The organism is Kosakonia sp. CFBP8986 (assembly GCF_034044935.1).
Taxonomy (GTDB): domain Bacteria; phylum Pseudomonadota; class Gammaproteobacteria; order Enterobacterales; family Enterobacteriaceae; genus Kosakonia; species Kosakonia cowanii.
On record NZ_JAXCXB010000003.1, the window covers coordinates 1 to 14463 of the forward strand.

The 14463-nt window shown below is 56.0% G+C and carries 10 protein-coding genes and 2 rRNA genes; 10 read left to right on the forward strand and 2 right to left on the reverse strand.

Features of this window, described 5'->3' with window-relative positions:
• The 7 genes from SOM48_RS06800 to aceK all read left to right on the forward strand — a co-directional run.
• Positions 1-76: ribosomal RNA gene (locus SOM48_RS06800) — 23S ribosomal RNA — on the forward strand; the annotation flags it as partial.
• A 91-nt stretch (positions 77-167) separates the two neighbouring features.
• A 5S ribosomal RNA gene (rrf, locus tag SOM48_RS06805) occupies positions 168-283 on the forward strand.
• A 98-nt stretch (positions 284-381) separates the two neighbouring features.
• The gene (locus SOM48_RS06810; RefSeq protein ID WP_313354844.1) at positions 382-810 is read left to right on the forward strand and encodes a YjaA family stress response protein; all 429 of its coding nucleotides are present in this window, start codon (positions 382-384) and stop codon (positions 808-810) included.
• Positions 811-943: 133 nt separating this feature from the next.
• Positions 944-1873, forward strand: a complete 930-nt coding sequence (gene metA / locus SOM48_RS06815) for a homoserine O-acetyltransferase MetA (RefSeq protein WP_042712586.1) — start codon at positions 944-946, stop codon at positions 1871-1873.
• A 246-nt stretch (positions 1874-2119) separates the two neighbouring features.
• Positions 2120-3721, forward strand: coding sequence for a malate synthase A (gene aceB / locus SOM48_RS06820; RefSeq protein ID WP_288883365.1), 1602 nt, complete (start codon positions 2120-2122; stop codon positions 3719-3721).
• Positions 3722-3874: 153 nt separating this feature from the next.
• The gene (gene aceA / locus SOM48_RS06825; protein WP_320511676.1) at positions 3875-5185 is read left to right on the forward strand and encodes an isocitrate lyase; all 1311 of its coding nucleotides are present in this window, start codon (positions 3875-3877) and stop codon (positions 5183-5185) included.
• Positions 5186-5269: 84 nt separating this feature from the next.
• Positions 5270-7018, forward strand: coding sequence for a bifunctional isocitrate dehydrogenase kinase/phosphatase (gene aceK, locus SOM48_RS06830; RefSeq protein ID WP_139569520.1), 1749 nt, complete (start codon positions 5270-5272; stop codon positions 7016-7018).
• Here the strand turns inward: aceK and SOM48_RS06835 are convergent.
• Together SOM48_RS06835 and iclR are read right to left on the reverse strand one after the other, a co-directional pair.
• On the reverse strand, positions 7015-8031 hold the full coding sequence (locus SOM48_RS06835; RefSeq protein WP_320511677.1) for a hypothetical protein: 1017 nt from the start codon (positions 8029-8031) through the stop codon (positions 7015-7017). The two genes, aceK and SOM48_RS06835, sit on opposite strands and share 4 nt — an antisense overlap.
• A gap of 118 nt (positions 8032-8149) precedes the next feature.
• Positions 8150-8977, reverse strand: a complete 828-nt coding sequence (gene iclR, locus SOM48_RS06840; RefSeq protein ID WP_023478496.1) for a glyoxylate bypass operon transcriptional repressor IclR — start codon at positions 8975-8977, stop codon at positions 8150-8152.
• Positions 8978-9169: 192 nt separating this feature from the next.
• Here iclR and metH point away from each other — a divergent pair, with 192 nt between their 5' ends.
• The 3 genes from metH (at position 9170) to SOM48_RS06855 (ending at position 14340) form a co-directional block, all read left to right on the forward strand.
• Complete coding sequence (gene metH, locus SOM48_RS06845; RefSeq protein ID WP_320511678.1) at positions 9170-12856, forward strand: methionine synthase; 3687 nt, start codon at positions 9170-9172, stop codon at positions 12854-12856.
• A gap of 223 nt (positions 12857-13079) precedes the next feature.
• A complete protein-coding gene (locus tag SOM48_RS06850; RefSeq protein WP_241658780.1) occupies positions 13080-13889 on the forward strand; it encodes a DUF8093 domain-containing protein in 810 nt (269 codons plus the stop codon).
• Positions 13864-14340, forward strand: coding sequence for a hypothetical protein (locus SOM48_RS06855; RefSeq protein ID WP_232374410.1), 477 nt, complete (start codon positions 13864-13866; stop codon positions 14338-14340). Before SOM48_RS06850 ends, SOM48_RS06855 begins: the two co-directional genes overlap by 26 nt.
• Positions 14341-14463: the final 123 nt, after the last annotated feature.

Consider the following 14463-nt stretch of genomic DNA (forward strand, 5'->3'; position numbering starts at 1 on the left):
ACGTTGATAGGCCGGGTGTGTAAGCGCAGCGATGCGTTGAGCTAACCGGTACTAATGAACCGTGAGGCTTAACCTTACAACGCCGAAGATGTTTTGGCGGATGAGAGATGATTTTCAGCTGATACAGATTACGTTGTGCGGCGAATGCGGCATGACAACAGAATTTGCCTGGCGGCACTAGCGCGGTGGTCCCACCTGACCCCATGCCGAACTCAGAAGTGAAACGCCGTAGCGCCGATGGTAGTGTGGGGTCTCCCCATGCGAGAGTAGGGAACTGCCAGGCATCAAACAAAGCCGAAAGCCTCATGCGAAAGCATGAGGCTTTTTGCTATTCTTTTTTCACGCTTTTCAATCCCCCCTTCGTCGCTAAAGGAAGTAGCCATGGTCACGCTTTACGTTCAGCTGTATAAAAACCGCATGATTGTGCGCAATCTCGCCACTCAGCAGCAGGCTTCCGGCCACCAGCCCTTTAGCAACCAGCGCATCATTGTTGCCGACTTCTTTCTTGCAGAGAAACTGCTCCGGGATCTGATCCTCGAAGTCGCCCCCCGTTCTTTCTGGCATGCTCTGCCCGGAGCCGGTAAGCTGGCCATTCTCGCCCATGCGCTGGAGATGAACGAAGGCGGTTTATCGGCGGTGGAGGAGCGAGCCATCATGGAAATGACTTTCGGTGCGGCATATGGCCGGTGCCGCGCGCCTTATGTCATCGCCAATCCCGCCCCACTTAGCGACCCACAGGTTTTAGACGCGCTGCAGCAGGCTAAAAAGCCAAAACCGCCGGGCAATAACAATCCCACTATCATCAGTTAAGGCGTTACCCCGTAAGCCGTGATGTGAAACTTTCTCACCTTCCACCGGCAGGCTCGACATTCAGACCATTTATGGGTATTGTCAGCTGTCTGGATGTCTAAACGTATAAACGTATGTTGTGAGGATATAAGTTATGCCGATTCGGGTGCAGGACGAGCTGCCGGCCGTCAATCTTCTCCGGGATGAAAACGTCTTTGTGATGACGACTTCACGCGCGACAGTGCAGGAAATTCGTCCCCTGAAGGTGCTTATCCTCAACCTGATGCCGAAAAAGATCGAGACGGAAAACCAGTTCCTGCGTTTACTCTCCAACTCCCCGTTGCAGGTTGATGTCCGCCTGCTGCGAATCGATTCACGCGAGTCGCGCAATACACCCGCTGAGCACCTCAACACCTTCTACTGTAATTTCGATGAAGTGTGCGACGAAAATTTCGATGGCCTGATTGTCACCGGCGCGCCGTTAGGCCTGGTCGAGTTTAACGATGTTGCCTACTGGCCGCAGATCGAGCAGGTGCTGGCATGGGCTAAAGATCACGTTACCTCTACACTTTTCGTCTGTTGGGCAGTACAGGCAGCACTCAATATCCTTTACGGCATTCCGAAACAGACCCGCAGCGATAAACTCTCCGGCGTCTACGAGCACCACCTCCTGCAGCCTCATGCCCTGCTGACGCGCGGCTTCGATGACTATTTCCTCGCGCCGCACTCGCGCTATGCTGATTTCCCCGCTGCGCTAATCCGTGATTACACCGATCTCGATATCCTGGCGGAAACGGCAGATGGCGATGCCTATCTCTTCGCCAGCAAAGATAAGCGCATCGCATTTGTCACCGGCCATCCGGAATACGATCCCGACACGCTGGCGAGCGAATATTTCCGTGATGTGGAAGCGGGCCTGCAACCTGAACTGCCGCACAACTATTTCCCACAAAACGATCCGCAAAACAAACCGCGCGCTTCCTGGCGCAGCCACGGTAATTTGCTGTTCATCAACTGGCTCAACTACTACGTCTACCAGATCACGCCATACGATCTGCGTCATATGAATCCGACGCTGGATTAAGCGTTTCAGCATCAGACGACAGGCACCTTCGGGTGCCTTTTTTGTTTGCGAAAATCACTTCACTCCCCAATAAAAATTTATCCTCTCTATAATCAAGTACTTATCATCAATTAATAATTAAAATGGAAATTGTTTTTGATTTTGGAAAATTTATTGTCCAGGATTGATCCTGCTGCACGAAAACTGCACAACCGATCGTCGTTTGCCCTGGAAAATGAGTTCGCTGCCAAAAGAGGAGACCGCACCATGACACAACAGGCGACCACAACTGAAGAACTGGCCTTTACGCAGCCCTTTGGCGCGCAGGAGAAGCAGATCCTGACGCCGGCGGCGGTAGAATTCCTGAGCGACCTGGTCGCGCGCTTCACGCCTAAACGCAATCAACTGCTGGCCGCGCGCGTTCAGCAGCAGCAAGAGATTGATAACGGCAAGCTGCCAGGCTTTATTTCGGAAACCGCTTCCATCCGTGAAAGCGACTGGACGATCCGCGGTATTCCTGACGATCTTCTGGACCGTCGCGTAGAGATCACCGGGCCTGTTGAGCGCAAAATGGTCATCAACGCGCTGAACGCAAACGTGAAAGTGTTCATGGCGGACTTTGAAGATTCGCTGGCGCCAAACTGGGGAAAAGTGATCGATGGGCAGATCAACCTGCGCGATGCGGTCAATGGCACTATCAGCTACACCAATGAAGCGGGAAAAATTTATCAGTTGAAGCCCGACCCGGCGGTACTGGTGTGCCGCGTGCGCGGCTTACACCTGCCGGAGAAACATGTCACCTGGCGTGGAGAGGCGATCCCAGGCAGTCTGTTCGACTTCGCGCTCTACTTCTTCCACAACCATAAAAACCTGCTGGCTAAAGGCAGCGGTCCCTACTTCTATCTGCCGAAAACTCAGGCCTGGCAAGAGGCCGCCTGGTGGAGCGAGGTCTTCAGCTTCACAGAAGATCGCTTTAACCTGCCGCGCGGCACCATCAAAGCAACGCTGTTGATTGAAACGCTGCCGGCCGTCTTCCAGATGGATGAGATCCTCCACGCGCTGCGTGATCATATTGTCGGGCTGAACTGCGGGCGCTGGGATTACATCTTCAGCTACATCAAAACCCTGAAAAACTACCCGGACCGCGTGCTGCCGGATCGCCAGGTGGTGACGATGGATAAACCCTTCCTCAGCGCCTACTCCCGTCTGCTGATCAAAACCTGCCATCGTCGCGGCGCGTTTGCCATGGGCGGCATGGCGGCATTCATCCCCAGCAAAGATGCCGAACGTAATAACTGGGTGCTGAACAAAGTAAAAGCCGACAAGCAGCTGGAAGCGGATAACGGACACGATGGCACGTGGATTGCCCACCCTGGCCTTGGCGACAGCGTGATGGAGATTTTCAACGCGGCGCTGGGCGAGCATAAAAACCAACTCTTTGTCACCCGCGACGAGGATGCGCCGATCCGCGCCGAAGAGTTGCTGGCACCCTGTGAAGGGGAGCGCACCGAAGAGGGGATGCGCGCCAATATCCGCGTGGCGGTGCAGTACATCGAAGCGTGGATCACCGGTAACGGCTGTGTGCCCATTTACGGTCTGATGGAAGATGCCGCCACCGCGGAAATCTCCCGAACCTCTATCTGGCAGTGGATCCACCACCAGAAGACGCTGAGCAACGGCAAACCGGTGACCAAAGCGCTATTCCGCCAGATGCTGGCTGAAGAGATGCAGGTCATTCAGGAAGAGCTGGGGGAGCACCGTTACAGCAGCGGGCGTTTTGACGATGCCGCACGGCTGATGGAGCAAATCACCACTTCCGATGAGTTGATTGATTTCTTAACCCTGCCGGGTTACCGCCTGCTGGCGTAACTACCCGGGCTAATTTGTTTGCCACGTTGGCCAGGGCAGCGTTCACCATCCCCGCTTATGACAAACAGGCTGCGGTGGGTGTGCTGACCCTGAGCAAACGGCCTTCATCAATAACGCCTGGTACGCCAGGAGAAGAATAGGGAGCATCTGCATATGAAAACCCGTACCCAACAAATTGAAGAGCTGCAACAGGAATGGACACAATCACGCTGGGAAGGCATTCGCCGCCCGTACAGCGCGGAAGAGGTGGTGAAGTTACGCGGCTCGGTCAACCCGGAGTGCACGCTGGCGCAGCTTGGCGCAGCCAAAATCTGGCGTCTGCTGAACGGTGAGTCGAAAAAGGGTTACGTGAACAGCCTTGGCGCATTAACCGGCGGGCAGGCGTTGCAGCAGGCGAAAGCGGGCATTGAGGCGGTCTATCTCTCCGGCTGGCAAGTAGCGGCGGATGCCAACCTTGCCGCCAGCATGTACCCGGATCAATCCCTCTACCCGGCGAACTCGGTGCCAGCGGTGGTTGAACGCATCAATAACACCTTCCGCCGCGCGGATCAGATCCAGTGGTCGAGCGGCATTGAGCCTGGCGACCCACGTTATGTCGACTATTTCCTGCCGATCGTTGCCGATGCGGAAGCGGGGTTTGGCGGCGTGCTTAACGCCTTTGAACTGATGAAATCGATGATTGAAGCCGGTGCAGCGGCGGTTCACTTCGAAGATCAGCTCGCCTCGGTGAAAAAGTGCGGCCATATGGGCGGTAAAGTGCTGGTTCCGACCCAGGAAGCGGTGCAAAAACTGGTTGCCGCGCGTCTGGCCGCTGACGTGCTCGGCGTGCCGACCTTAGTGGTCGCGCGTACCGATGCGGATGCCGCCGACTTGATCACCTCTGACTGCGACCCCTATGACAGCGCCTTTATTACCGGAGAGCGCACCAGCGAGGGGTTCTACCGTACGCATGCAGGCATTGAACAGGCGATCAGCCGTGGCCTCGCTTATGCCCCTTACGCTGACCTGGTGTGGTGCGAAACCTCGACACCCGATCTGGCGCTGGCACGCCGCTTTGCTGATGCTATCCACGCGAAATTCCCCGGCAAGCTACTGGCCTACAACTGCTCGCCCTCCTTTAACTGGAAAAAGAACCTCGACGACGACACCATCGCGCGCTTCCAGCAGGAGCTGTCGGATATGGGCTATAAATTCCAGTTCATCACCCTCGCGGGTATTCACAGCATGTGGTTCAACATGTTCGACCTTGCGCACGCCTACGCGCAGGGCGAGGGGATGAAGCACTACGTTGAGAAGGTGCAGCAGCCGGAGTTTGCCGCCGGGAAAGAGGGCTACACCTTCGTCTCGCACCAGCAGGAAGTGGGCACCGGTTACTTCGACAAAGTGACCACCATTATTCAGGGCGGAGCCTCGTCGGTCACGGCATTAACCGGATCGACAGAAGAGGCGCAGTTCGGCGTCTAATGCGCCCGACTGCATTGTGGCTGCCGGATGGCGCGGGCGCGTCTCCGGCTTACACACTAATCCGGCCGTCACCTGGAGGTGCACATGTCGCGTGGCCTGGCGTTGTTAATTGCACAAACCATCCTGCAGGGTTTTGACGCGCAGTATGGGCGCTTTCTGGAAGTGACCGCCGGGGCGCAGCAGCGCTTTGAGCAGGCGGACTGGCACGCCGTGCAGCAGGCGATGAAACAGCGTATCCACCTCTACGATCACCACGTCGGTCTGGTGGTGGAGCAGTTGCGCTGTATCACCGACAGCCAGCATCCGGACGTGGAATTTTTGCAAGAGGTGAAAGCGCACTACACGCAGCTGCTGCCCGACTATCCCCGCTTTGAAATTGCCGAAAGCTTCTTTAACTCGGTCTATTGCCGCTTGTTTGATCATCGCTCCCTGTCACCCGAGCGGCTTTTCATCTTCAGTTCACAGCCCGAACGCCGTTTTCGTACCATTCCACGCCCGCTGGCGAAAGCCTTCTGGCCGGAGCGTGGCTGGGAAGTGCTGCTGACAAAAGTGTTATCGGATCTGCCGCTGCGGCTGCCGTGGCAGGACAAAGCGCGTGACGTGCGTTATATCAGCGCTCACCTGCTGGAAGCCTTTGGCATGGATGCGCTCAACCATGCGCATTTACAGGTAGCGAACGAGCTTTTCTACCGCAACAAGGCCGCCTGGCTGGTAGGCAAACTCATCACCCCGGCGGGAACGCTGCCGTTTCTGCTGCCAATCCATCGCAGCGACGAGGGGGAGCTGTTTGTTGATACCTGCCTCACCACGCACGCCGAAGCGAGCATCGTATTTGGCTTCGCCCGCTCCTACTTTATGGTTTATGCGCCGCTCCCGGCGGCTACCGTCGAGTGGCTGCGCGAGATCCTGCCGGGCAAAACCACCGCCGAGCTCTATATGGCGATTGGCTGCCAGAAGCATGCGAAAACAGAGAGTTACCGCGAATATCTCCACTACGTCACTAACAGTGATGAGCAGTTTATCGAAGCGCCTGGCATTCGCGGCATGGTGATGCTGGTGTTTACCCTGCCGGGGTTCGATCGCGTCTTCAAAGTGATCAAAGATGTCTTCCCGCCGCAAAAAGAGATGAGCGCCGCCCACGTTCGCGCCTGCTACCAACTGGTAAAGGAGCACGATCGCGTCGGGCGCATGGCAGACACCCAGGAGTTTGAAAATTTTGTGCTGGAGAAGCGGCAGATTGCGCCGCCGTTAATGGCGCTGCTGCTGGAGCAGGCGCCGGGCAAAATCACCGATCTTGGCGATCGGATTGCCATCAGCCATCTCTATATTGAACGGCGCATGGTGCCGCTCAATCTCTGGTTCGAGCAGGTGAAAGGCCAGCAACTGCGCGACGCGGTGGAAGAGTATGGCAATGCCATTCGCCAGCTTGCCGCCGCCAATATTTTCCCCGGCGATATGCTGTTTAAAAACTTCGGCGTGACGCGCCACGGCCGGGTGGTCTTTTATGATTACGACGAAATCTGTTACATGACGGAAGTGAATTTCCGCGATATCCCCGCCCCGCGATACCCGGAAGATGAACTCAGCGCCGAGCCGTGGTACAGCGTTGCGCCGGGCGATGTCTTTCCTGAAGAGTTTCGCCACTGGCTCTGCGCCGACCCGGAGATCGGCCCGCTGTTTGAAGAGATGCACGCCGATCTCTTTCGCGCCGACTACTGGCGTGGTTTGCAGGCGCGCATTCGTCAGGGGCACGTGGAGGATGTCTACGCCTACCGCAAACGCCAGCGCTTCTGCATTCGCTTCGCCCAAAGCACGCTGCGGCAGGCGGGTTAATGCAGATGGGTGTTGTACTGCAACACCGAGTAGCTCAGTGAGCCAAACAGTAACAGCGTCAGCAGCATCGCCAAAAAGGCGGCGGTATTGGCTGCGGCGCTGCGAAACAGCACGGTTTCCCGTGGCGTAAGCAGGATCGCAATCAACGGCACAATAAAAGCCAGGTGGCCGACCACATCCGTGATGCCAAAGGGAATAAAGGCCAGCACCGCAATCAGCGCGAAGAGAGTGATGCAGGCGTAGCTTGCCAGCTTGCCACTATAGATATGCCAAATCAGGCACAGCTCCACAAACCCGCAGCCGCGCACAAAGAAATCCCAGTCCAGCCCCATCGCCAGCCACGGGTGCGCGTCCAGCAACTGGAAATAGAGATTCGGCTGCATAAATTTCTCCACGGCGCCCCATAAAAAGGAGTAGCAGAGAACCAGCCGCACCAGGGCAATCACGCGTTCGTCGTTTTCCGCCGGCAGAAAGGTCTGGCTAAGGAGATAGATGCCAAGGCCGATAAACAGCAGGTAATCGAGCATATGGAACGCGCCGTAAAGCTGCACCGCATAGCTATAAAGAAACAGCATCAGCAGCCCGGCGATAAAGCTGGTTTTCCGTGTCACGGCGGTGATGGCAATGGCGAAGTGAATGAAGGTCAACCACGGGTTGGCCACGATCAGTTCTGGCGTGAGGATCACCTGTGGGTAGAAGAGGCCGAGGATAAGAAAAAAGAGGCCGGTTCCCACACGCATAATCACCGGAACCCAGCGATGGGCGTGCAGAAGCGGCGGGCGAAAGCGCGGGATCTCAGGGAATGAGGGGAGGCGGCGGTCGGCCAGCGAGGTGGCGAAAATCACCAGCGTGGCGAAAACCAGCAGCGCCCAAAAGCTGAGCGAACCGGCAATCGCCGCCAGCGAGGCCGGGGCGAGTTTGACATCATAATCCACAAACCATTTCACATGCGCCCACACCGGAACAGGGAGCGCCAGCAGGAGGGCGGCAAGCGTACGACTATTACACTTCATACAACAGAACCTCAGAAAGGGCATTTTTGCCAAAGTGCCACTGCCTGAGGGGGAACAACAATCAGAGATCCCTTCTGTCGCCTGCGAGAGTGCTCGCGCCCATAGAGAACACTCTTGTTTAGGTGCGGATGCCGCCGTAAGCCAGCGTCACCTCTTTTGCCGCGCGGATCACCATCGCGCCCAATTCCGTGACGCGATCGTCGGTGATGCGCGAAATCGGCCCGGAGATGGAGATGGCGGCGAACGGTTCGCCATGCTCGTCAAAGATGCAGGCGGCGACGCAGCGCAGGCCGAGCGCATGCTCTTCATCATCAAAGGAGTAGCCGCGTTTACGCGTCTGGGCGAGATCCTCTTTCAGATGCAGCGGCGACACCAGCGTGGCGTGGGTGTAAGCGTGCAGCCCCTGGCGATGCAACAGATTACCGACCTGCTCATCATCCAGCCGCGAAAGAAACGCTTTTCCCGCGCCGGAGGCGTGCATCGGCAATTTGCCGCCAATCGGTGCCGACATGCGCATCAACTGCGTACACTGCACTTGATCGATAATGATCGCCTGATGATCGCTCTTATCCAGCACCGCCAGGTTCACCGTCTCGCCGGACTCCTCCATCAGCTTGCGCAGAATCGGGTGCACAATCGCCATCAGGTTGCGGCTTTGCAGAAAGCTGCTGCCGACGATAAAGGCGTGCGCGCCAATCGCCCAGTGCCCCAGTTCGCCTACCTGGCGGACAAAGCCCAGCTGCTGCATGGTAGTCAGTAAACGGTGAGTAGTGGAGTTGGGTAAACCGGCCTGCTGTGCCAGCTCGGTCAGCGCGACGCTGCTGTGTGATTCGGCGATCCACTCGAGCAATTTGAGGCCGCGCGTTAAGGATTGCACCTGCCCGCCAGCGGGCGCGGCCGGAGCGGCGGCTTTTCTGCCACGTTTTGCGGGGACGGAAGCGACCATAGGAGCTCCTTTTCTGTATCGTGGAAATGATTTTCGTTTTGCCAGAGTATAACGTAACTCTTCTTACTACTGATCGGATGAGTGATGGTGAACTTCTCTCATATTCCCCCCGCGTTGCTTTTCCGGCCTGTGACTTTATGCCAGTATGTTCTGCTGGCCTTTTGGCCTGATCTGGCGCCGTCGGGAGTGAGTGTGAGCAACAACGTTGAGCAACTGAAACAGCAGTTAAGTGAACGCATTCTGGTTCTGGATGGGGGCATGGGCACCATGATCCAGAGCTATCGTTTAAGTGAACAGGATTTCCGCGGCGAGCGCTTCGCCGACTGGCCCTGCGATCTGAAAGGTAACAATGACCTGCTGGTTCTCAGCAAACCGCAGGTGATTGCTGATATCCACGATGCCTACTTTGCAGCAGGCGCAGATATCATTGAAACCAACACCTTTAACTCCACCACCATCGCCATGGCGGATTACCAGATGGAATCCCTGTCGGCGGAGATCAACGTTGCTGCCGCGAAGCTGGCGCGTGCCAGCGCTGATAAGTGGACCGCGCAGACGCCGGATAAACCGCGCTATGTAGCCGGCGTGCTTGGCCCAACCAACCGCACCGCGTCCATTTCGCCGGACGTTAACGACCCGGCGTTTCGTAATATCTCCTTCGATCAGCTAGTTACTGCCTATCGCGAATCAACCCGCGCGCTGGTGGAGGGGGGAGCCGATCTAATCATGATCGAAACGGTGTTCGATACCCTCAACGCCAAAGCGGCTATCTTCGCGGTAAAAGAGGAGTTCGACGCGCTGGGCATCGATCTGCCGATCATGATCTCCGGCACCATTACCGACGCTTCCGGGCGTACGCTCTCCGGGCAAACCACCGAAGCGTTCTATAACTCCCTGCGCCATGCCGATGCGCTCACCTTCGGGCTCAACTGTGCGCTGGGGCCGGACGAGCTGCGCCAGTATGTGCAGGAACTGTCGCGCATTGCCGAGTGTTACGTCACCGCGCACCCGAACGCCGGTTTACCGAATGCGTTTGGTGAATACGATCTCGACGCCGACACCATGGCGGCGCAAATCGGTGAATGGGCGCAGGCCGGTTTCCTTAACATTGTCGGCGGCTGCTGCGGCACCACGCCGGAACATATTGCGGCGATGAGCCGCGCGGTTGCCGGCGTGCCGCCGCGCAAACTGCCGGATCTGCCCGTTGCCTGCCGTCTCGCCGGTCTTGAGCCGCTCAACATTGGCGATGAGAGCCTGTTTGTGAACGTCGGCGAACGGACTAACGTTACCGGCTCAGCCAAATTCAAACGCCTGATTAAAGAAGAGAAGTACAATGAAGCGCTCGATGTCGCCCGTCAACAGGTGGAGAGCGGCGCGCAGATCATCGATATCAATATGGATGAAGGGATGCTCGACGCCGAAGCGGCGATGGTGCGTTTCCTCAACCTGATTGCCGGTGAGCCGGATATTGCCCGCGTGCCCATCATGATCGACTCCTCCAAGTGGGAGGTGATTGAAAAAGGGCTGAAGTGCATCCAGGGCAAGGGCATTGTTAACTCCATATCAATGAAAGAGGGCGTTGACGCCTTTATTCATCACGCGAAGCTGGTGCGCCGCTATGGCGCAGCGGTGGTGGTGATGGCCTTTGATGAAGTGGGCCAGGCGGATACCCGCGCGCGCAAGATTGAGATTTGCCGTCGCGCATACCAGATTTTGACTCAGGAGGTGGGTTTCCCGCCGGAAGATATTATTTTCGACCCCAACATCTTCGCCGTAGCGACGGGGATCGAAGAGCACAACAACTATGCGCAGGACTTTATCGGCGCCTGCGAAGATATCAAACGCGAGTTACCCCACGCGCTGATCTCCGGCGGCGTGTCGAACGTCTCCTTCTCGTTTCGCGGTAACGACCCGGTGCGTGAAGCGATTCACGCCGTGTTCCTCTATTACGCCATTCGTAACGGTATGGATATGGGCATCGTCAACGCCGGTCAGCTGGCGATTTATGACGATCTGCCCGCCGAGCTGCGCGATGGGGTAGAAGATGTGATCCTTAATCGCCGCGACGATGCCACCGAGCGCATGCTGGACCTGGCAGAGAAGTATCGCGGCAGTAAAGGTGCCGATGAGGGTGCCGCCGCCCAGCAGGCGGAGTGGCGCAGCTGGGAGGTGAAAAAGCGCCTCGAATATTCGCTGGTAAAAGGCATCACCGAATTTATTGAGCAGGATACCGAAGAGGCCCGCCAGCTGGCCGCACGCCCCATCGAAGTGATCGAAGGGCCACTGATGGACGGCATGAACGTGGTCGGCGATCTATTTGGCGAGGGCAAAATGTTTCTGCCGCAGGTGGTGAAATCAGCCCGCGTGATGAAGCAGGCGGTGGCCTATCTGGAGCCCTACATCGAAGCCAGTAAAGAGAAGGGCAGCAGCAACGGCAAGATGGTGATCGCCACGGTAAAAGGCGATGTACACGATATCGGCAAGAACATCGTTGGCGTGGTGCTGCAGTGCAACAACTACGAAATTATCGATCTTGGCGTGATGGTGCCGGCGGATAAAATCCTCAAAACCGCCCGCGAAGTGAATGCCGATCTGATTGGTCTTTCCGGCCTTATCACTCCTTCGCTCGATGAGATGGTCAACGTGGCGAAAGAGATGGAGCGTCAGGGCTTCACAATTCCGCTGCTGATTGGCGGCGCGACCACCTCGAAAGCCCATACGGCGGTCAAAATCGAACAGAACTACAGCGGGCCGACGGTCTACGTGCAGAACGCTTCGCGCACCGTCGGCGTGGTCTCTGCGCTGCTCTCTGCCACGCAGCACGATGAATTTGTCGCCCGCACCCGCAAAGAGTATGAAACGGTGCGCATCCAGCACGCGCGTAAAAAACCGCGTACGCCGCCGGTGACGCTGCAGGCCGCGCGCGAAAACGATCTCGCATTCGACTGGGCGAGTTACACGCCACCGGTCGCGCATCGGTTAGGTGTGCAGGAGGTCACGGCCAGTATTGAGACGCTGCGTAACTACATCGACTGGACGCCCTTCTTTATGACCTGGTCGCTGGCGGGCAAATATCCGCGCATCCTCGAAGATGAGGTGGTGGGTGAGGAGGCAAAACGGCTCTTTGCCGATGCCAACGAGATGCTCGATATGCTCGGCGCAGAAAAGCGGCTCAACCCGCGCGGCGTGGTTGGCTTATTTCCGGCGAACCGCGTCGGCGATGACGTCGAGATCTACCAGGATGAAACCCGCACAGAGCTGCTGGCGCTGGGCTGCCATCTGCGCCAGCAGACGGAAAAAATCGGCTTTGCTAACTACTGCCTCGCCGATTTTGTCGCGCCGAAACAGAGCGGTAAAGCGGATTACATTGGCGCTTTCGCCGTGACCGGCGGGCTGGAAGAGGACGCGCTGGCAGACGCCTACGACGCCGCGCACGACGACTACAATAAAATCATGGTCAAAGCGATAGCCGATCGGCTGGCAGAAGCCTTTGCCGAGTATCTCCATGAGCGGGTACGCAAAGTCTATTGGGGCTATGCGCCGTATGAAAACCTCAGCAACGAGGCGCTGATCCGCGAAAATTACCAGGGTATCCGCCCGGCGCCGGGATATCCGGCCTGCCCGGAGCACACGGAAAAAGGGACCATCTGGCAGTTGCTGGATGTGGAGAAACATACCGGCATGAAGCTGACGGAGTCCTTCGCCATGTGGCCGGGTGCCTCGGTCTCCGGCTGGTATTTCAGCCATCCAGAGAGTAAATATTTCGCTGTAGCGCAAATTCAGCGTGATCAGGTGGAAGATTACGCGCGTCGCAAGGGGATGAGCGTGCCGGAAGTGGAACGCTGGCTGGCGTCCCATTTAGGTTACGATGCGGATTAAATTATACGGGGCAGGTTAATTGCCCCGTTTTTTCATTTCATTTTCACGAAACTATCGCAAAGCAGACATAATACAAATTTGAACTAAGAACATTCTTAAAGTATGATATTTTCTTAGGCCCTCATTCCGCTTCATGCGTATGATGGAGGCAGATTAAAAAGTAAAGTTGCTCTCTTTTTTGCGCTGCTTTTGGCTGACATCAATTAAACGTGAGTATTATAAAATGGATATTTATGATATCAGGAAAAGAAATTTACTGCCGAAGGATTATGAGAATATCCTCGCGCCAGATATTGCAAAAAACATCATTAAAAAAGAGTACTTTATTGAAAGCAGCCCCAATAATCTTTTAGGCAGTATTGATGGCTACAGCATAAAACCCCATCACGGTTTTAAATATGGTTTACCGCACGATCCGCTGGGCCATCAAAAAGAGAACTATATCGATAGCCTGATTGATAAAGGCATTGTGGTGGTAGTCCGGCCAAATGTCAGCTCGCGCAACCGCTTCTACTATCCGTTCTTTATTTCCGAAAGCGCTGAGCTGTTCTGCGTGCAGAGTCTGTCGTTCAACGCCGTCTTTGTGCGTACGATTATCAACGGCTTTAAAGATAGCGTGGCGGTGCACGGGCGTCCGGCACCGACCCGCAGCGATTTTGCGCCGGTAACGGATGAGTTTGGCCCCGGCTACTGGAAAACCAGCGAAACGGACTTCCACGGCGTGAAGAATGCTGCGGTGATGCTGCTTAACCGTGCGACCAGTATGGGCGACGAGGGGCGCGTCTTCGGCTCTGACGGCAAAGATTATATGAATACCTCGCGCGATAAAATTCAGCTGTGGACGCCGCTGCCGGCAGACCTGGCATCCGATACGCGCGAGTTCCTCTATAATCGTTCGGTGATCCGCCGCTATGGCGAAAAGCGGACGATCTACCAGAAATATCTTGAGGGTGATGATGCCTGGGCGGTGTCAGGTAAATCATGGCACTGGATTCCAGGCGTAAGGGATGAAGATTATGAATTTAAGAAATAAAATATTTATCTTTTGGGGCGTGATGGACGTGCTGGCGCTGCTCGGATATCTCTTCTTTTCGATGCAGAGCGGTAACGTGCCTTTTTATTCTGATATCAGCGCGTTTTATTCCAACTATGGCCGCTTAGGCGTCAGTGGTGTGACGGGCGGATTAGTCCAGTTGATGTTCTTTATTAATATTGCATTAATTATTTCGTTAATATTTTCTGCGTGGTCGTTTCTGGCGAAGAAAAATATCAATATGATTTTCTTTGTGGTGCAGGAAATTGCCCGCGTGTGCTCATTAAAATGCTCTGTTGCGCTGATTCCGATGATGCTGCATCTAACGGGATTCCGCTCGGCCCTGGTCGCGATAGTTCTGTTTATGTTGTCGGAAGCGTTAAAAATTGGCTCGGTGGTCTGGGCAAAACGTAACGGCACCCCACGCGCGGATGCCGCGTTAACGCGTTAACCGCCAACGCCTCGCTTCTGTCACATAACTGTCATCTATTCTTACAACTCACAGGGCGCGGATTGCGCGCCCTGTGCCCGTCTCAGGTTTAACGCCTTATACTTACTTCATAAAGTTGCCGTA